The organism is Microbacterium sp. NPDC089190, from assembly GCF_040701795.1.
In the GTDB taxonomy this organism is placed as follows: Bacteria; Actinomycetota; Actinomycetes; order Actinomycetales; family Microbacteriaceae; genus Microbacterium; species Microbacterium galbum.
Genome location: NZ_JBFBHF010000003.1, coordinates 423,530 through 441,303, shown reverse-complemented (window position 1 = coordinate 441,303; position 17,774 = coordinate 423,530). Strand labels below are relative to the sequence as shown.

The window sequence follows — 17,774 nt, the reverse complement described above, 5'->3', positions numbered from 1 at the left end:
CAGCCCTCCCCGGCGCAGGCGCGGGCGATTGCGCTTTCCGGCGGTCAGTAGAGGCCGCGCGCCGCCAGTTCGCCGCGCAGGATCGGGGTCAGGCGCTCGGCGAAAGCCGGCGTCACGTGCGTGTCGTCGTAGCGCACGGGGGTGTCGCCGGCGAAAGCGGGACAGACCCCCTGCCAGCAGGTGAAGGGCAGCGCGCTGATCGCGGCGTCGCCGGTCGACGCCGCCTGCTTCTCGCTCGCCTCCTCCATGGCGGTCCAGACGTCGTCGACGGCGGACAGGCACGATGCCGGTCCCATGATGGGCGAGAAGCACCGGCCGAGGTCGGCGCCGTGCGGCGGAGGCGCCAGATACACGGTGCGTCCCGGCGGAGCCCAGCCGGCGACCTCCCGGGCGGTGGAGGATGCCAGTTCGCCCGCGTTCAGGTCCCGACCGTCGATCGTGCGCGCGAGGGTGAACGCGTTCGACACCACGAGCAGATCCGCGGGGTCGGACGCCACCATCGCCGCCACGTCGCTCTTGCGTGCGCCGCAGCCGGCCGTGACCGCGGGGTCACGGCTCTCGATCAGGACGTCGGTGAAACGGCATCCGTACATGCCGACGGTCGTCACCCGCCAGGCGCCGCCGCTCTCGTCGGCCAGACGCGCGAACGCGGGCGCGTAGGCCATCGCGCTGGAGTCGCCCACGAGGTAGAGGTGGTGCGCGGCGCCGGGATCGCCCCACGTGCAGCCGCGGAGATCGGGGGCACGATCGGGGGTGAAGCAGTCGTGCGCGCGGTTGGCGGCCGACGAGTCGCGCATGGCGTCGTCGAGCGACGGATGCAGGCTGGGCCAGGTGCTCGCCGTCGTCGCGGTCGCGAGGTCGCTCTGCAGCGTGGCGAGCGCGTCTCCGGCCACGGCGTCGACCTCGGCCGGGGCCGGCGCGGCGACGGGCATGCCCGGAAGGGTGGGGGCGCCGTAGCTCGCGAAGACGGCGAGGAGGGTCGCGCCGGCGCCGATGACGAGGGTGGCGAGGGCCATTCCGACGCGCGGGGCGAAACGAGAGCGCCACGACGCCCGTGCCTCGGCGGTGGACGGGACTGTGGTCGGGGCGCCGGTCGCGGGCGAGGAGGTCGCGGCGGGGGTGCGTACGGGCGAGGCGGTCGCACGACCCGGCTCGGCGGGGGCGGCCGGGGGCGCCTGTGCGGCGGGGGCGGAGCGCTCGGCGGAGGCGGTTTCCTCGGACGCGGGAAGAGCGGCCTCGACCTCGGCGCGGGCGGCGGGTCGCGCGCCCGGGTAGTACCGCTGACCGGGCACCCAGCCCGCGGGACGCGACGCGAGGGCGCCGACACGGGCCTGAGGCGCGGCGGCCGCGGGAGGCGCGGCGGGGGTGGGTCGCGCGGCGGTCGTGGGTCGCGCGGCGGGGGTGATGCGCGCCGAGGCCGGGGCATCGACGGCGACGTGTCGACCGCGCGGCCACGGCAGGCGATGCAGCGGTTGCTCGACGCCCAGAAAGGTCGCGACCGAGAGGACGACGATCGCGAGAGCGGTGATCGCGAGGGCCGCCGGCCCCGGCGTCAGCACCACGCCGGCGAAGACGATGACCGGGAGGTGCCAGAGGTACAGCGAGTACGACATGTCGCCGAGGGCGACGGAGAGGGGATTGGTCAACACGAAGAGATGGCGGTGACGCGGGTCGCCGGCCACTCCGCCCGCGATCACCAGAGCAGCACCGGCCACGGGCAGCGCCGCCCAGGGCGCGGGGAAGGGAGCGGCGGGGTCCACCACGAAGAACGCCGCGACGATGACCGCCACACCGGTCCAGGACCCTGCCCCGCCGATCGGGGCCGGGACGCGGGAGAGCGGCCCGGCGCTCGCGGCGAGCACCGCACCCACGGCGAGTTCCCCCACCCGCGTGACGGTCGAGAAGTACGCCAACGAGGGGTCGCCCGGCGTCAGCATCACGGCGGCGGCACCGGATGCCACCACGACCGCGAGCGCGAGGACCGCGATCATCGCGCGGGCGATGCGTCCGCGACGGGCAGCTGCGGGCAGGAGCGCCACCGCCAGCAGCACCAGGAGGGGCCAGACGAGGGAGAACTGCTCTTCGACCGAGAGCGACCAGAAGTGCTGCAGGGGTGAGACGTCGCCGGTGGCGAAGTAGTCGCGGCCCTCGAGCCCGAAGCGCCAGTTCGACACCAGGCCCACCGCGGCCAGGGCGTCGCCGAGGGTGCGATCGACCCGGGTGGCGGAGAAGAGCGCGGATGCCACGGCCACGACCACGCCGATGACGAGCAAAGCCGCGGGGAGCAGGCGTTTCACGCGCCGCGCGAAGAAGGCTGCCAGGCGAACGGTCCCCTCGGCGCGCAGATCGGCGAGAAGGATGCCGGTCACGAGGAACCCCGACAAGACGAAGAAGACGTCCACGCCGACGAACCCTCCGCGCGGCCACCCCGTGAGATGCGTCGCGACGACGGCGAGAACGGCCACCGCTCGAAGCCCCTGGAGATCGCGGCGCACGCGCGGGGCACCAGCGGTCACGGGAGTCCCTTCCGACCGGTGGGAAGCGGCCGGGAAGAGCATAGTGGAAGCGCTCCCATATGAACGCCACCGGTGTCCTCATTACGCAGCACGGAGCCTGACCACGTGCAAGCCCCAGATTCCCCCGTGCGGTGGTGCTTCGATCAGCGCATGTGGCAGATCGCCGGGCTCCCCGCCCACCCTCTCCTGGTCCACGCCGTCGTGGTGCTCATCCCCCTCGCCGCCCTCATGCTGGTCGTGGGAAGCGTGTGGCCGGCGGCGCGCCGACGGCTCGGCATCCTGACCCCGATCGTCGCGCTCGTCGCCCTCGTCTTCGTACCGTTGGCGAAGGAGGCCGGAGAGGCGCTGGAGCGGCAGGTGCCGGAATCCGCCGTGCTCGAACGGCACACCGAGCTCGGCGACCAGCTCCTGCCGTGGGCGATCGGGCTTTTCGTCGTCGCCGCCGGACAGTGGCTGTGGTTCCGACTGCAAGCACGACGCACCGACGACGCGGCGCGCACGACCAGACCCGGGGCGCGCGTGGCGACGATCGCCATCGCGGTGGTCGCGGTGCTGGTCGCCGGAGCGACCACTTACTCGGTCGTGCAAGTGGGCGACAGCGGGGCGCGAGCGGTGTGGTCGAGCGACAGCGGCGGCAACTGATCGGCCCGTCATTATGCGCGCCCCCCGCGCCCGCCGCTACCCCTGCCGTGCGAGCGGCGGAGGCCCGTAGCGTTCGGATCGGTGGATGTCGCCCGACGCCCGCCCGCTGCTCGCCCTCGCGGCACCCCCTGTGAAGGAACCGATGAGCCACGCTCCCGACCTGACGATGCCCCACGCCGGTGACATCCTCGGCGGGCGCTACGTGCTCGCCGAGCGCATCGGCGCCGGAGGGATGGGACGGGTGTTCCGCGCCCGCGACGAGGTGCTCCGCCGTGACGTCGCGATCAAGATCTTCTTCACCGACCGCACCGACGAGGCCGAGTCCTTGCGTCGGATGGCGGAGGCGCGCGCACTGGCCGCCCTCGATCACCCGGCGCTCGTGACGCTCTACGACGCCCGCCTCGACACCGACGATCACGTCTACCTCGTGATGGAGCTCATCAACGGTCCGTCGCTCCAGCGGCGTATCGAACAGGGGGTGCTCGCCCCCGCCGAGGTCGCCGGCATCATGGCCGACCTCGCCGCAGCCCTCGCCGTCGTCCACGAGGCGGGGATCGTGCACCGCGACGTCAAGCCCTCGAACGTCTTGTTGCGACCCCTGCGGGGAAGCGACCGCGCCGTCGAAGCCGTGCTGGCCGACTTCGGCGTCGCCCACCTCGTGGATGCCACGCGGCTGACGACACCCGGGACGGTCATCGGCACCGCTGCGTACCTCGCCCCCGAGCAGGTGCGCGGTGAGGCGCCGCAGCCTGCCTCGGACGTCTACGCGCTCGGCCTTCTGGCGATCGAGGCCCTGACCCGCCTTCACCCGTTCGGCGGCGGATCCGTGCAGGAGACCCTGCTGGCGCGGCTCGCGCGGCAACCCGACGTTCCCTCGACGCTCGGCTACGAGTGGAGATCCCTGCTGTCGGCGATGACCGCCCACGATCCGTCGGCCCGCCCCCGTGCGTCCGCGGTGGCCGAGCGAGCGGCGGCGCTCGCGGTCGGGCAGCAGGCGATCGCGGCCGACACGGGTCCCATGACCGTGGCGACGGGCACCACATGGGCCGACCTCGGCCTGCCCGATCCGACGCCGGATGACGATTCCCCCACCGCGCGGGTGACGGCCCCCGTTCCGGCGGTGGCTGCCAGCCGGCCCGCCGGGCCGGTGGCAGCTCCTGCATTCCTCGACGAAGCATCCTCCACGGCGAGGTCGGCCGCGCTGAACGAAGATCACCCCTCGCCTGTGGCATCCGACCCGGCAGAGCGAGAGACGGTTCCGGCTTCAGTGCGCTCACGCCGACGCCGGTGGGCGTGGGCCGGGGTCGGGACGGCCGCCGCCGTCGTGGTCGGGGGCCACCTCGTCGCGTTCTCGTTCGCGGGAGCGGGCGGCGTCCCCGCCACCGGGGGCGTCCCCTCCCCCGCGCCCTCGCTCGTGGCCGAGACCCCGGAGTCGACTCCCTCGTCACCGGTCTCCGACACGCTCGTCGATCCGGTCGTGAACACCGACCAGCGAACGACCGAGACGTCACCCGCCGATCAGACTCCCGTCGAGGTCGTGCCGCTCGAGCCCGCGCCCGCCGACCCGCCCGTGTCGGACCCGGGAACGGACCCCGGTCCGGGGTCAGGAGCCGAGCCGGGGAGGGATGCCGGCGGGGGGCCCGGATCGGGCCGAGGCAACGCGAACGGCGCAGATCACGGGAACGGGAACGGGAACGCCAACGGCTCAGGCAACGGAAACGGCGCGGGCGTCGGCAACGCGAACGGCGGCCCCGGGAAGCGGTGATGCGACGGTCGTGCGGATCGGCGCGGCGGGTCTTGCGTGTCAACGGTCGTGACGCCGGACGCGGCAGCATGATGCGCTACCGGCATGAGTGATCCCGACCGTCTCCCCGTCCCCGACCCCGCCGCGCAGAAGACCGACCGCGACGACACCTCCATCGTCCCCGACATGGACGCCGACCCCGTCGAGGAAGAGGCCCGACGCACTGAAGGCCTCGACGACCGGGCCTGACCCGCCGATCTCGCTCTGGCGCGTATGCCTGCTCCGCGGCGCGAAGCCGCCTCCCCCGTTCACGGCCTTGGCATCCGGAGCGGGCCGGCCGCAACCCCTCGCGTCCGGGCGCGGATCGCGCTTCACTGTGCGCGGGGGGAAGAATGTCGCCGAGGAGAGCCGCGATCGTCGTCGCCGTCGTCGCACTGCCTGTGGTGGTGGCATCCCTCGTCTCGCTCCCCTCGGGCGGCGTCGTCAGCCTGGTGTCGGCCCTCGGGCTCGCCGCGGGCCTGACGGGCGTCGGCGTCGCGTTGGTCTGGGCGACCCGCTCGTCGTGGGAGCCCGAGCCCGCCGCCTCCCCGCGCGCCCCCGACCGCGCCGCGGCGCACCGCCGCGCACGCCGTCTGCTGCGGGTGCAGGGGTGGGTGGGTGTGGCCGGAGGGCTCGGCATCCTGGTGCTCTCGCACGGGATGGATGACGGCGAACGCGCGACGGTGCGCCTCGGCGCTCTGGGGGTCGGCCTGCTGATCCTCGGCGCCGTGAGCATCGTCATCGCGCGCGCGACGGGGCGGGGCCGGAAAGAAGAGGATGCCGCCCCCGACGACGGTCCGCTCCCCTCGGGGTGGATCCTCGTCTCGCGGCGAGATCGCGGCTCCCTGCTCATCTTCGCCGTTCCCGCCCTCGTCGCCGGGGTGTGGGGCGTGTGGCAGTTCGTGCCGCTCGTGCTGCTGACCGTTCGCGAGGCGCCGACGGGGATCCTCGTCGCCCTCGGGGTCGGCGTGGTGGCCGCCGTCGCGGGCGGCGTCGCGTGGGCGCGGCGCCAGGTCCCCGACGTCTGGGTCGACGTCGAGGCGGGACGCGCGCGGGTCGGGTCGCGGGTCGTCGCGGGGAGCGAGCTGACCTCGGCGCGCCTGAGCGCCACCGCGATGATCATCGGCGGGACGCGATCACTGTTCCTCATCCTGGAGGGGCCGGAGAAGCTCCGCGTCCCCCTGCTGCTGCGTCGCCACGGCGCGCTCGCGATGACTCCGGTGCAGCGACGAGCCGCGCTCGCCCTGGTGGACGCCGCGGCGATCGAGCTGCCCCGCGCGAAGGAAGATCCGACGGGGAAGTTCTCGCGGACGCTGTTCCCCACGCACCTCGACGCCGCGCAGGCGCGCGACCTCGTCGCGCATCCGCCGCGTTCCGACGAAGACCTGCCCGTCGCCGTCGGGTGAGACGACGAAGGCCCGACGCGGACGTCGGGCCTTCTGCGGCTCCCCGGCTTGGACTCGAACCAAGAACCTATCGGTTAACAGCCGATTGCTCTGCCAATTGAGCTACCGAGGATCATGCTCACCTCGCGGCGGGCAACCCCACGATACTAACAGCACGCGGGGGCGGCGGAAAAATCAGCGGGCCGAAATCCGTCGCTCGGGCGTGCCGTCGGGTGTCCACTGCAGCGTCTGGTCGCCGTGTCCCAGGGCGACGGCGTGGCCGGCGTGCAGCACGAGCACGTCGGCGTCCAGATCGCGCGGGGCATCCGCGTCGTTCGTGACGATGAGCGAGGCCATCCCCCGCTCGTCGCGGCGGCGGATGATCGACGCGCGCGCGGCGGCCCGCACCTCGACGTCGAGGTTGGCGTAGAGGTCGTCGGCCACGAAGAGGCGCGGCTCGAGAACGAGGGCGCGCGCGAGGGCGACGCGTTGGCGCATGCCGGCGCTCAGTTCGTAGGGGTACTTGGGCGCGGTGCCCAGCGGCAGTTCCATCTCATCGAGCAGCGTCGCCACGCGCACCGCCAGCGCTCGGGTGTTGACCCGGCGGTCGCGGCTGGTGATGGGCTCGGCGATGACATCCTGCACGGTGAGGCGGGAGGGCAATCCGGCACCGGCTCCCTGCGGCAGGTAGCCGGTGTGGAATGTCCACTCACGACGGGCACGACCGGGACGCCGTGCCGAGATGCCGTGCACGCGCGCGTCTCCGCCGACGACCGTGAGGCCGTCGTCGGGGTGACCGGCCAGCAGTGACACGAGTGAGGTCTTCCCCGCCCCGGTCGCCCCGCGCACCACGAGCGTGCGCCCGGCGGGCAGGGTGAGGGTGATGCCGTCGATCACGCGCACGCCGCTGCGCGCGAGCGAGAGGTCGTCGGTGCGGAGGGCGACGTCGGTGTCGAGTGACCGGGGCATGCCCCCATCCTCGCCGAGGATCCGCCTCCCCGTCGCGGGGCTTCCTCGCGACACGCCGGTGCGGTAGCGCGCGGCGGTCTCAGCCGGCGACGAGACGCTGGCGATCGGCATCCAGTTCGCGCAGGCGCAGGCGGAGGCGGCGCCCCTCCTCGGACTCCGCGGGAACACGCTGGATCCCGCGCAGCAACTCGTCCTTCTCGCGCTGCAGTTCGCGCACGAGCAGGCCGCGGGCGAGGTCGTTCGCCGACGCCACCGCGCCCTCCTCGGTGCGCGCCGGGAACTCGGCCGTCAGCAGCTCGGCGGCGAGCGAACGGAACGGCTCGCGCACCGCCTCGACGGCCGTCACGGCCCAGCCCGGTTGCGACAGATCGGTGGATGCCAGGGAGCTGCGGACCGCTTCGAGAGCGGGGTGGCCGAACGGCGTCTGCAGCGCACGCAGGAACAGGTCGGGATCGATCCGGTGCCCGTACTGCAGGAACGCCATCATGGCCCCGCGCTCGAGCGCGACGTCGCGGGTGTGCGGGAGCGAAGCCATCGTGACCGACACGGCGACCGGGGCGGGCTCGGCGGTGCGCTGCGCGTCGCGCTTCTCGGCGCGGTCGGCGCCGCGGGCGGCGCGTTCGACGGCGGCCTGCACCTCGGGGATGTCGAGTCCGAGTCGGCGCGCCAGCACGCGGACGTAACCCGGCCGCAGCGCGGGGTCGCGGATGTCGGCCACGATGGGCGCCGCCGCGTGGAGGGCACCGGCGCGCCCCTCGACGCTGGAGAGGTTGAAGTCCTTGAGACGCTGGTCGATGACGAACTCGAACATGGGGGCCTTGGTCTCCATGAGCGAGCGGACGGCGCCGTCGCCGCGCTGGAGGCGCAGGTCGCACGGGTCGAGGCCCTCGGGAGCCACGGCGACGTACGTCTGGGCCGCGAATCGCTTCTCGTCGGCGAAGGCGCGCAGCGCCGCCTTCTGCCCCGCGGCATCCGGATCGAAGGTGAACACGACCTCGCCGGAGCTGCTGTCATCGCCCATCACGCGGCGGAGCACGGTGATGTGGTCGCTGCCGAAGGCCGTGCCGCACGAGGCGATGGCGGTGGTCACGCCCGCGAGGTGGCAGGCCATGACGTCGGTGTAGCCCTCGACGACCACCACGCGGTGCGATCGCGAGATGTCGCGCTTGGCCAGATCGAGCCCGTAGAGCACCTGGGTCTTCTTGTAGAGCGGGGTCTCGGGGGTGTTGAGGTACTTCGGGCCCTGGTCGTCGTCGTAGAGCTTGCGCGCCCCGAAGCCGATCACCTGGCCGGTGATGTCGCGGATCGGCCACACCAGGCGCCCGCGGAACCGGTCGTAGACCCCGCGCTGCCCTTGGGAGACGAGCCCGGCCTGCAGCAGCTCGTCGCGCGTGAACTTCTGCGCATTCAGGTGGTCGAGCAGATGCGACCAGCCCTTGGGTGCGTATCCGACACCGAAGTGCGCCGCCGCCCCCGCGTCGAACCCGCGATCGCCGAGGAAACGGCGGCCGGTCTCGGCCTCGGGGGTCATCAGCTGCGCGCGGAAGTACTCCGCCGCGGCCGCGTTCGCGGCGTACAGGCGCGATCGCCCCGACGTCTCGGGGGCCGCTCCCCCGTCTTCGTAGTGCAGGGTGTAGCCGACACGGGCCGCCATGCGCTCGACCGCCTCGGTGAAGGAGACGTGGTCCATCGCGCGGAGGAACGAGTAGACGTCACCCGATTCGCCGCAGCCGAAGCAGTGGTAGTAGCCGACCTGCGGCCGCACGTTGAAGCTCGGACTGCGCTCGTCGTGGAAGGGGCACAGTCCCTTCATCGACCCGACGCCGGCGGGCTTGAGCGCGACCCGTTCGCCGATCACGTCGGCGATGTTCACCCGCGCTTTGACCTCGTCGACGTCGGCCTGACGGATGCGTCCGGCCATCAGGCATCCGCTCCGCGCGACGCCCGCGCGCCGGGGGCCCACACACCGAGCTCGGCGGCGTCGACCTCGCCCACGAGACGCCCATGCCACGAGATGGCGAGCTGGTCGGTGAGGCTCGCGACCTGGTCGACGACGACGCGGCGGCGCGCGGCGTCGTCGGCCGCGGCGGCGAAGTCGGGGGCGTGCAGGGCGTCGAGCGCGCCGGGGTTCTCCCACAGCGCGGAGGCCAGGCGCTTGAGCACGTGGCGCTGTTCGCGGTACAGCACCTTGCGGCCGTCGATCGAGACGACGGTCGCGCCGATGATGCCCTTCAGCACCGCCATCTCGACCTCGACCTCGGCCGGGACGATGACATGCGCGCGGTAGCGGGTGAGCTCGTCGGCGGGGTACGCCTCGCGCGTGGCCGCGGTGGCCGCGCGGGCGAACCGACCGATCAGGTCGGAGGTGAGGTTCTTCAGCCGCGCGAGCGCGGGCCGGGTGCCGTCGAAGGAGTGGATCCACTCCGGCATGGCCATGAGCCGCTCGAGCCCTGCGGCCAGGTCGTCGCGCACGAAGTCGTACCCGACCCAGCGCTGGATGGCGTCGAGGAGCCCCTCGCGACCGACCCGTGAGGCCAGTCGCGCAGGATCGACGTAGCGGTTGACGACGGCGTCCTCGAAGTCGTGCACCGAATAGGCGATGTCGTCGGAGAGGTCCATGACCTCGGCTTCGATGCAGCGCTGTCGCGCCGGGGCGCCCCCGCGCATCCAGTGGAACACCGGCTCGTCGTCGGGGTAGACGCCGAACTTCAGCCGACCGCCCGGGTCGGGCACCGGCTCGTCGACCGTCCACGGGTACTTGCACGTGGCGTCGAGGCTGGCGCGGGTGAGGTTCAGACCGAACGGTTCGCCGTCGGCGCCGAACACCTTGGGCTCGAGGCGCGTGAGGATCCGCAGGGTCTGCGCGTTGCCCTCGAACCCGCCGATGTCGTCGGCCCATTCGTTGAGCGCCCGCTCGCCGTTGTGCCCGAAGGGCGGGTGACCGAGATCGTGGCTGAGGCACGCGGTGTCGACGACGTCGGGCGACAGCTGCAGCGCGGTCGCGAGCTCGCGGCCCACCTGAGCGACCTCGAGCGAGTGCGTGAGGCGGTTGCGGGCGAAATCGGCGGGGCTCGCGGGGCTCAGCACCTGCGTCTTGGCGGCGAGGCGGCGCAGAGCGGCCGAGTGCAGCACGCGGGCGCGATCGCGCGCGAAGTCGTCACGCTGCGAGCGGTGCCGTTCGACGTGGAAACGGCCGGCGTCGTCATCGTCGTAGCCGGCCGGACGAGCGGCCGTGGCCGACGCCTCAACCACCACTGTGGTGCAGCTCCGCATCGGCGAGGGCGCGGCCGGCGTCGTGGCCGATCTCGCGGGAGTCGAGCCAGCCGTCGGGAAGGGCCGGGCGCTTGGGAGTGCCGGCGCGACCGCGCTGCCCCTCCGCCGCCGCGCCCGGGTAAGGCGCGTCGAGCTCCATCGTGGCCAGCAGCTCGTCGATCTCCTCGAGCGTCGACGCGGTCGCAAGGCTCGCACGAAGCTCGCCGCCGACGGGGTAGCCCTTGAAGTACCAGGCGACGTGCTTGCGGATGTCGCGGCATCCGCGGCCCTCGTCGTCGAAGAACTCCACGAGCAGCTCGGCGTGGCGGCGGAAGGCCTTCGCCACGAATCCGAGCGTGGCGTCGACGGGCTCTCCGTGCGCGGCACCGGGGCCGCCGAGGGTGCGGGCGAGGTCGCCGAACAACCACGGGCGACCGAGGCAGCCGCGACCGACGACGACGCCGTCGCAGCCGGTCTCGTCCATCATGCGCACGGCGTCGTCGGCCGACCAGATGTCGCCGTTGCCGAGGACCGGCACGCTCGAGACGGTCTCTTTCAGCTTCGTGATCGCCGCCCAGTCGGCGTGGCCCGAGTAGAACTCGCTCGCGGTGCGGGCGTGCAGGGCGATGGATGCCACCCCCGCCCCTTCGGCGATGCGACCGGCCTCGAGGTAGGTGAGGTGGTCGGCGTCGATGCCCTTGCGCATCTTCACCGTCAGCGGCTTGTCGCCCGCGGCCGCGACCGCGCGCTCGACGATCTCGCGGAACAGCGAGGTCTTCCAGGGCAGCGCGGCCCCCCCGCCGCGACGGGTGACCTTCGGGACGGGGCAGCCGAAGTTCAGGTCGATGTGATCGGCGTGGTCTTCGTCGACGATCATGCGCACCGCCGCCTCCACCGTGGCGGGGTCGACGCCGTAGAGCTGGATCGAGCGCGGCGTCTCGGACTCGTGATGCCGGATGAGCCGCATCGTGGTGTCGTTGCGCTCCACGAGGGCGCGCGTCGTGATCATCTCGCTCACATAGAGCCCGGCACCGTATTCGCGACACAGGCGACGGAACGCCGTGTTCGTGATGCCGGCCATGGGGGCGAGCACGACGGGGGCGTCGAGTTCGATGTTGCCGATGCGGAGCGTCCGCGCCGGGGCCAGTGCCGTGTTCACCATGTCATTCTCCCAGACGTGCGCTCATGACGGTGCCCGCCCCCGACGGATGCGGGGACGGGCACCGGGTGGGGAGGAGTCTCACGCGTCGGCGGTCTGCGCGACCTCACGACGCTCGCCCCACACCTGACGGGCGATCTGCGAGAACGCCTCGACCGGCTGTGCACCGCTCACGCCGTACTTGCCGTCGATCACGAAGAAGGGAACGCCCGTGATGCCGAACTGGCGAGCCTGCTCCTGGTCGGCGCGCACGGCGGCGCGGTAGCGCTGCGAGGAGAGGGCCTCGCGGGCCTCGGCCTCGTCGAGATCGACCTCGACCGCGAGGGCGACGAGGTCGTCGTCGCGACCCACGTGCTTGCCCTCGAGGAAGTACGCCGACATGAGCAGTTCCGCGAGCTCCAGCTGCTTGCCGTTCTCCTTCGCGAAGTGCAGCAGCTCGTGCGCCTTCACGGTGTTGGTGTGCTGCAGGATGTCGAAGCGGTACGCGAGCCCCGCGTCGGCCGCGACACCCGTGACGCGGTCGAGCATCTCGCGGGCCTGCTCGGCGGAGATCCCCTTGTGCTGCGAGAGGTAGTCGATCTCGCCGCCGTGGAAGTCCTCGGGGGTGTCGGGCGACAGCTCGAACGAGTGGTACTCGATCTCGACGACCGGGGCGTCGTCGTCCCCGGCCGTGGCCGCCAGGCCGTTCTCGAGGTTCCGCTTGCCGATGTAGCACCAGGGGCAGGCGATGTCGCTCCACACGTCGATCTTGATGGCATCCGTCATATCGCGTGCAACGGCGCGACTCGTCGGTCTATTCCCCGCGCGGCATCCTTCTCCCGGATCCCTCGAGGTTCATCGCCGGCGGGTCATCGCTCCGACACCGCCGGCCCCGTGTAATCCGCGAGCAGCGGAGGAGGCAGCGGACCCTTGATGCGCCGACCCGAGCGGCTCTCCTCCCACGCATGGGCGAGGATCCCGACGGAGCGCGCGAGGACGAAGAGTCCGCGCGCGAGCTCCGGCTCGACCCCGAGCTCGCCGTACACGATCGCCGAGATGCCGTCGATGTTCATCGGCACTCCGCGTGAGGCGAGCGCCCGTTCGATCGCGAGGCCGGCACGCAGATGGTCGCCGACGACGTCTCCCGATGCCGCGGCCTGCTCGACCAGCGCGAGGAGCGGATCGCGGCGCGGGTCGACGGGGTGGAAGCGATGCCCGAAGCCCGGCACGAACGCGCCGCGCGCGCGGTGCTGCGCGATCTCGTCGGTGGCGAGGTCGTCCCAGTTCCCGGCGCCCTCGCGGTGCGCGTCCACCATGCGGCCGAGCATCGCGACGCACTGCTGACCGGCGCCGCCGTGGGTGTCGCCGAGCACGTTGATGCCGTTCGCCATCGCCGAGTTGATGCCGACGCCGCACGTGGCCGCCATGCGTGCGCTCGCGATCGACGGCGCCTGCGGTCCGTGATCGACACTGGCGACCAGGGTCGCCTCGAGGAGGTGCCGGCGCGCCGGCGCGAGGTCGCCACCGGTCACGAGCAGCCAGATCGTGTCGACGAAGCCCGTCGTGCCGATGAGGTTCTGCACCGGGCGACCGCGGAAGGCGATCTCCCCGGGCTGGATGCGGGTGATGGCGGTCGCCCACCAGGCGGTGACGGGGGCGAGCTGGTCGTCGGTCATACGGCGCCTTCCTCGTGCAGGGCGGCGATGTCGTCGGCGGAGTAGCCGAGCGCCGCCAGGATCTCGTCGGTGTGCTCGCCGAGCACGGGGGGCGGGGTGCGCGGGGTGGAGGGAGCCCCGTCGATGCGGATGCCGTTGCCGAGCACCCGCAACGGATCACCGCCGCCGCCCGGGAACGGCAGTTCGTGCACGAGCCCGCGATCGCGGATCTGCGGGCTCGCGAGCATCTGGTCCACGCGCAGGACCGCCGCGGCCGGGACCCCGGCCGAGCTCAGGAGGTCCTCCCACTCGGCCGCGGGCCGGGTCGCGAGGGCGCGTTCCAGCTCGGCCGTGAGAGCCGCCCGGTGGGTCTTGCGACTCTCGCGTTCGGCGAACCGCGGGTCGGTGCTGAGCTCCGCCCGATCGACGAGCGCGCACAGCGTCTCGAACTGCTCCTGCTTGTTCGCGGCGATGTTGAGCAGCCCGTCGCCGGTGGCGAAGGCGCCCGAGGGTGCCGCGGTGCCGTTGTCGTTGCCGAGCGGTCGTGGCTCGTGACCGTCGACGAGCAGGTTCGACACCACCCAGCCCATCGCGGTCACGGCGGTCTCGAGCATCGACACGTCGATGACGCTGCCGACCCCCGTGCGGGCCCGGCCGGCGAGGGCGCTCGACACGGCGAAGGCCGCGGCGAGCCCGCCGATGGTGTCGGCGAGGGGGAAGCCGGCGCGCAGCGGGCCGGTCTCCTCGGTCCCCGTGACGCTCATCATCCCCGAGTAGCCCTGGATGATCTGGTCGTACGCCGGCTTCGTCCGCATCGGTCCGGTCTGGCCGAATCCGGAGATCTGGCACAGGACGAGGCGGGAGTTGAGGGCCTGCAGCTGCTCCCAGCCGAACCCGAGCCGCTCGAGCACCCCCGGCCGGAAGTTCTCCACGAGCACATCGGCGGTCGCGACCAGCCGGCGCAGCGCCTGCGCGCCGCCCTCGGTCTTGAGGTCGAGCGTGATCGACCGTTTCTGCGCGTTCTGGGCGAGGAAGGAGATGCCCAGGTGGCGCGCGTTCAGCTCGGCCGAGGTGCCGAGCCGTCGGGCCAGGTCGCCGCCGTGCGGGGTCTCGACCTTGATGACGTCGGCGCCCATCAGCGCGAGCTGGTACGCGGCATAGGGGCCCGCGAGCACGTTCGTCAGATCGAGGACCGTCACTCCGGCCAGCGGCCCGGGCATCCCGGCATCCGTGTCGGTCATACCGCGGCCTTCGAACGGCGGGCCGAGCGGACGCGGGTGAAGACGACCCCGACGATCGCGATCGCGAGCACCGCGTAGAGGGTGATCGAGATGGGGCTCGACACCAGGATGCCGGCATCCCCCTCGCTGACGGCCATCGCACGGCGGTACTCGGTCTCGGCGAGCGGTCCGAGGATGATCGCGATCAGCATCGGCGCGACGGGCAGCCCGTACCGGCGCATGAGGAAGCCGAGCAGGCCCACCACGAGCACGAGCACGAGGTCGAGGATCTTGCTACTGGTGGCGTATACGCCCAGCATCGCGAAGACCGTGATGCCGGCGTAGAGGTAGTGACGCGGCACCTTCAGCAGCTTCGCCCACAACGGCGCGAACGGGAGGTTGAGGATGAGCAGCACGACCATGCCGACGAAGAAGCTCGCCAGCAGAGCCCACACGAGGTCGGGCGCGCGGTCGAACAGCAGGGGCCCCGGCTGCAGTCCGTACTGCCGGAAGGCCGCGAGCAGGATCGCCGCGGTGGCCGAGGTCGGAAGGCCCAGCGCGAGCAGGGCGCCCATCGCCGTTCCGGCGGTGGCGTTGCCGGCCGCCTCGGGACCGGCGACACCCTGGATCGCTCCGCGTCCGAACATCGGCTTCTTGCGGCGACCGTCGAGCTTGCGCTCGGCGCCGTACGACAGGAACGTGGGCACCTCGGAGCCGCCGACGGGGATGATGCCGAACGGGATGCCGATCGCCGTGCCGCGCAGCCACGCGGGAAGCGCCTGCCGCAGCTCGCGGAACGACAGCCACAGCCGGCCGGTCGAGGGCAGCAGCTTCGTCTCGTCGGGCGTGCCGCGTCGTGCGGCGACGCTGAACACCTCGCCCAGCGCCAGGAGCCCGACCGTGATCACGACGATGTCGATGCCGTCGAACAGTTCCGGCAGGCCGAAGGTGAAGCGCGAGGTGCCGGAGGCGCCGTCGATGCCGACGACCGAGATCGCCAGGCCGATCACCAGGGCCGCGAGACCGCGCACCACCGACTCGGTCACCACGGCGGAGATCGCCACGAACGCGAACACGGCGAGCGCGAGGTACTCGGCGGGGCCGAAGAGGGTCGCCAGCTCCGCCAGTCGCGGCGCGAAGAACACCACGAGGATGGATGCCACGATCCCACCGATGAAGGCGCCGATCGCCGAGGTGGCGAGCGCCTGCGCGGCGCGGCCGCTCTTGGCCATGCGGTGACCCTCGATCGAGCCCGCGATCGCGGTGCTGTTGCCGGGGGTGTTCATGAGGATGCCGGCGATCGAGTCGCCGAAGAGGCCGCCGAAGAGCACGCCGGCGAACATGATGAACGCGCCGATGGGGTCGAGCGAGAAGGTGACGGGCAGCAGCAGGGCGACGGCCATCGCCGAGCCGAGGCCCGGCAGCACACCGACCGCGGTCCCCAGAACGGCGCCGATGAGCACCCACAGCATGTTGATGGGGGTGAGGACGACGGCGAAGCCCTCCCCCAGGTTGACGAGCGCATCCATCAGAAGAGTCCCTCCAGGATTCCGGGCGGAAGATTGAGTCCGAGGCCGCCCGAGAAGGCGATCTGCACGAGGGCGGAGATCGCCAGCGACAGGAAGATGTCGAAGACCGGCCGGCGGCTGCCGAGCGCGCGCGCGATCCCCCAGAACAGGAACGCTCCCGAGAGCAGCCACCCCAGCGGGGTGAGCGCCGCGATGAAGACGACCACCGTCCCGACGGCGCCCAGCATGGCCCAGAGGTTGCTGCGGGGCCGCACGGCGGGCGCTTCGGGTTCGCGGCCCTCCACGGCGGCGAGGAGCGCCTCGTCGTCGACGTCGACGTCGGCGTCATCGTCGGTGGCGCCGGCGTCGGCCACGTCGACCGGTTCGGGCCGGCGCAGGATGTCGACCGCGAGCAGCACCGCGAGCACGATCACGGCGACCGCGATGATCGTCGGGAACAGCTGCGGGCCCGGGGGTGCGGTGTTGGCCGGCACGGTCATCGTGATCGTTCCGATGATGAGCGCGACGCCGATGGCGAGCATCACCGCCGGGACGACGAGTCCGGAGCGGCGGCGCCAGAACCCGTCGGAGGTGCGGACGCGGTGGGTCCGCGGGACGGTGGGGATGACGCCGCTCACAGGCCCAGCTCCTCGATGATGGCGTTCACACGCGCTTGGTCCTGCTCGATGAAGTCGGCGAATTCGGAGCCGGTCAGCAGTGCGTCGCGCCAGCGGTTGCGCTCCATCACCTCGGTCCACTCGGGGGTCGCGGCCATCTCCTCGACGATCGCGACGAGCTCGTCGCGCTGCGCGTCGGTGATGCCGGGGGGTGCCACGAGTCCTCGCCAGTTCGGCAGGTTCACGTCGACGCCCTGCTCGATGAAGGTGGGGATGTCGATGCCGGGCACCGGCTCCTCGGCCGAGACGGCGAGGGCCCGGAGGCGTCCGGCCTCGATCTGATCGCTGAAGTCGTTGTAGCCGCTGACGCCGACCGCCACCGTGTTCGACAGCAGGGCGGTCAGCACTTCGCCGCCGCCGGCGTACGAGACGTAGTTGATCGCTCCGGGGTCGATGCCGGCGGCCTGCGCCGTCAGACCGGTGAGCAGATGGTCGGTGCCGCCGATGCCGCCGCCGCCGACGGCCTGGCCATGCGGGTCGGCGCGCCAGGCCCGGATGAAGTCGTCGAGGTTCTGGAAGGGCGAGTTCGCGGGCACGATGAAGACGATGTAGTCCTCGGCGAGCCGGGCGATGGGGGTCGTGTCGCCCAGGGTCGCCTCCGATCCGTTGACCGTGATCGCGCCCTCCATGACCGTGCCGGTCATCATGAGGTTCGTCGGATCGTCGCCGAGCTGTGTGAATTGGCCGAGACCGATCGTGCCGCCGGCTCCGGGGACGTTCACCACCTGCACGTTGTTCACGACCGAGGTCGAGCGCAGGACCTGCTGCGACTCGCGGGAGGCGAGGTCCCACCCCCCGCCGGGTGCGGCCGGGGCCATGATGGTCAGCTTGGCGCGGGGGTCCACTCCGGCGGTCGAGCCGCTGGCATTCACTGCGGCCACGCCGACGAGCGCCGCGGTGGCGGCGATCCCGAGGGCGTTCCACAGGACGCGTCTGGTTCTCACGTCGTCACTCCTTCGTGAAGATGTCAGGTGTCCATCTAGTGGACTCCGGTGTCCACCAGACGGTACACTCGGGACCGAGCAGGTG

General features: G+C 72.3%; 15 protein-coding genes and 1 tRNA gene. 4 read left to right on the top strand and 12 right to left on the bottom strand.

Annotated features, from left to right (window positions below):
* Window positions 1-44: 44 nt before the first annotated feature.
* Window positions 45-2,516: an acyltransferase family protein gene (locus AB0230_RS12055; protein WP_366375951.1), complete on the bottom strand. Its 2,472-nt coding sequence runs from the start codon at window positions 2,514-2,516 to the stop codon at window positions 45-47.
* 105 nt (window positions 2,517-2,621) lie between these two features.
* On the opposite strand from AB0230_RS12055, the gene AB0230_RS12050 reads away from it, so the two are divergent.
* The 4 genes from AB0230_RS12050 to AB0230_RS12035 all read left to right on the top strand — a co-directional run bounded on the left by AB0230_RS12050 (window position 2,622) and on the right by AB0230_RS12035 (window position 6,347).
* Window positions 2,622-3,158, top strand: a complete 537-nt coding sequence (locus AB0230_RS12050) for a DUF2231 domain-containing protein (protein WP_363579116.1) — start codon at window positions 2,622-2,624, stop codon at window positions 3,156-3,158.
* A gap of 85 nt (window positions 3,159-3,243) precedes the next feature.
* Window positions 3,244-4,923: a protein kinase gene (locus AB0230_RS12045; protein WP_366375948.1), complete on the top strand. Its 1,680-nt coding sequence runs from the start codon at window positions 3,244-3,246 to the stop codon at window positions 4,921-4,923.
* 84 nt (window positions 4,924-5,007) lie between these two features.
* The gene (locus AB0230_RS12040; RefSeq protein ID WP_315995653.1) at window positions 5,008-5,151 is read left to right on the top strand and encodes a hypothetical protein; all 144 of its coding nucleotides are present in this window, start codon (window positions 5,008-5,010) and stop codon (window positions 5,149-5,151) included.
* Window positions 5,152-5,294: 143 nt separating this feature from the next.
* On the top strand, window positions 5,295-6,347 hold the full coding sequence (locus AB0230_RS12035; RefSeq protein WP_366375946.1) for a hypothetical protein: 1,053 nt from the start codon (window positions 5,295-5,297) through the stop codon (window positions 6,345-6,347).
* Window positions 6,348-6,386: 39 nt separating this feature from the next.
* On the opposite strand, the gene AB0230_RS12030 is transcribed toward AB0230_RS12035, so the two are convergent.
* The 11 genes from AB0230_RS12030 to AB0230_RS11980 all read right to left on the bottom strand — a co-directional run bounded on the left by AB0230_RS12030 (window position 6,387) and on the right by AB0230_RS11980 (window position 17,689).
* Window positions 6,387-6,459, bottom strand: a tRNA-Asn gene (locus tag AB0230_RS12030).
* A gap of 62 nt (window positions 6,460-6,521) precedes the next feature.
* Window positions 6,522-7,295 (bottom strand): ATP-binding cassette domain-containing protein, encoded by a 774-nt coding sequence (locus AB0230_RS12025; RefSeq protein WP_315995651.1) that lies wholly within the window; start codon window positions 7,293-7,295, stop codon window positions 6,522-6,524.
* A gap of 79 nt (window positions 7,296-7,374) precedes the next feature.
* Window positions 7,375-9,216, bottom strand: a complete 1,842-nt coding sequence (gene dnaG / locus AB0230_RS12020) for a DNA primase (protein ID WP_363391765.1) — start codon at window positions 9,214-9,216, stop codon at window positions 7,375-7,377.
* On the bottom strand, window positions 9,216-10,568 hold the full coding sequence (locus AB0230_RS12015) for a deoxyguanosinetriphosphate triphosphohydrolase (protein ID WP_315995649.1): 1,353 nt from the start codon (window positions 10,566-10,568) through the stop codon (window positions 9,216-9,218). Before AB0230_RS12015 ends, dnaG begins: the two co-directional genes overlap by 1 nt.
* The gene (gene dusB, locus AB0230_RS12010) at window positions 10,540-11,709 is read right to left on the bottom strand and encodes a tRNA dihydrouridine synthase DusB (RefSeq protein WP_363579128.1); all 1,170 of its coding nucleotides are present in this window, start codon (window positions 11,707-11,709) and stop codon (window positions 10,540-10,542) included. Before dusB ends, AB0230_RS12015 begins: the two co-directional genes overlap by 29 nt.
* A 78-nt stretch (window positions 11,710-11,787) precedes the next feature.
* Window positions 11,788-12,471: a DsbA family oxidoreductase gene (locus tag AB0230_RS12005; protein ID WP_366375943.1), complete on the bottom strand. Its 684-nt coding sequence runs from the start codon at window positions 12,469-12,471 to the stop codon at window positions 11,788-11,790.
* Between the two features lie 83 nt (window positions 12,472-12,554).
* A complete protein-coding gene (locus tag AB0230_RS12000) occupies window positions 12,555-13,361 on the bottom strand; it encodes a citryl-CoA lyase (RefSeq protein ID WP_366375941.1) in 807 nt (268 codons plus the stop codon).
* Window positions 13,358-14,581: a CoA transferase gene (locus AB0230_RS11995; protein ID WP_366375939.1), complete on the bottom strand. Its 1,224-nt coding sequence runs from the start codon at window positions 14,579-14,581 to the stop codon at window positions 13,358-13,360. Before AB0230_RS11995 ends, AB0230_RS12000 begins: the two co-directional genes overlap by 4 nt.
* On the bottom strand, window positions 14,578-16,089 hold the full coding sequence (locus AB0230_RS11990; protein WP_366375937.1) for a tripartite tricarboxylate transporter permease: 1,512 nt from the start codon (window positions 16,087-16,089) through the stop codon (window positions 14,578-14,580). The genes AB0230_RS11995 and AB0230_RS11990 overlap by 4 nt, the downstream gene beginning before the upstream one ends.
* Complete coding sequence (locus AB0230_RS11985) at window positions 16,089-16,706, bottom strand: tripartite tricarboxylate transporter TctB family protein (protein WP_366375935.1); 618 nt, start codon at window positions 16,704-16,706, stop codon at window positions 16,089-16,091. The genes AB0230_RS11990 and AB0230_RS11985 overlap by 1 nt, the downstream gene beginning before the upstream one ends.
* Window positions 16,703-17,689, bottom strand: a complete 987-nt coding sequence (locus AB0230_RS11980) for a tripartite tricarboxylate transporter substrate-binding protein (protein ID WP_315995642.1) — start codon at window positions 17,687-17,689, stop codon at window positions 16,703-16,705. The genes AB0230_RS11985 and AB0230_RS11980 overlap by 4 nt, the downstream gene beginning before the upstream one ends.
* Between the last annotated feature and the right edge of the window lie 85 nt (window positions 17,690-17,774).

Bases quoted from the DNA above. Each gene is read 5' to 3' on its own strand.
- AB0230_RS12035 (WP_366375946.1), top strand. From the start codon at position 5,295: ATGTCGCCGAGGAGAGCCGCGATCGTCGTCGCCGTCGTCGCACTGCCT.
- AB0230_RS12015 (WP_315995649.1), bottom strand. From the start codon at position 10,568: ATGCGGAGCTGCACCACAGTGGTGGTTGAGGCGTCGGCCACGGCCGCT.
- AB0230_RS12040 (WP_315995653.1), top strand. From the start codon at position 5,008: ATGAGTGATCCCGACCGTCTCCCCGTCCCCGACCCCGCCGCGCAGAAG.
- AB0230_RS11990 (WP_366375937.1), bottom strand. From the start codon at position 16,089: ATGGATGCGCTCGTCAACCTGGGGGAGGGCTTCGCCGTCGTCCTCACC.
- AB0230_RS12025 (WP_315995651.1), bottom strand. From the start codon at position 7,295: ATGCCCCGGTCACTCGACACCGACGTCGCCCTCCGCACCGACGACCTC.
- AB0230_RS11995 (WP_366375939.1), bottom strand. From the start codon at position 14,581: ATGACCGACACGGATGCCGGGATGCCCGGGCCGCTGGCCGGAGTGACG.
- dnaG (WP_363391765.1), bottom strand. From the start codon at position 9,216: ATGGCCGGACGCATCCGTCAGGCCGACGTCGACGAGGTCAAAGCGCGG.
- AB0230_RS12005 (WP_366375943.1), bottom strand. From the start codon at position 12,471: ATGACGGATGCCATCAAGATCGACGTGTGGAGCGACATCGCCTGCCCC.
- AB0230_RS12000 (WP_366375941.1), bottom strand. From the start codon at position 13,361: ATGACCGACGACCAGCTCGCCCCCGTCACCGCCTGGTGGGCGACCGCC.
- dusB (WP_363579128.1), bottom strand. From the start codon at position 11,709: ATGGTGAACACGGCACTGGCCCCGGCGCGGACGCTCCGCATCGGCAAC.
- AB0230_RS12045 (WP_366375948.1), top strand. From the start codon at position 3,244: ATGTCGCCCGACGCCCGCCCGCTGCTCGCCCTCGCGGCACCCCCTGTG.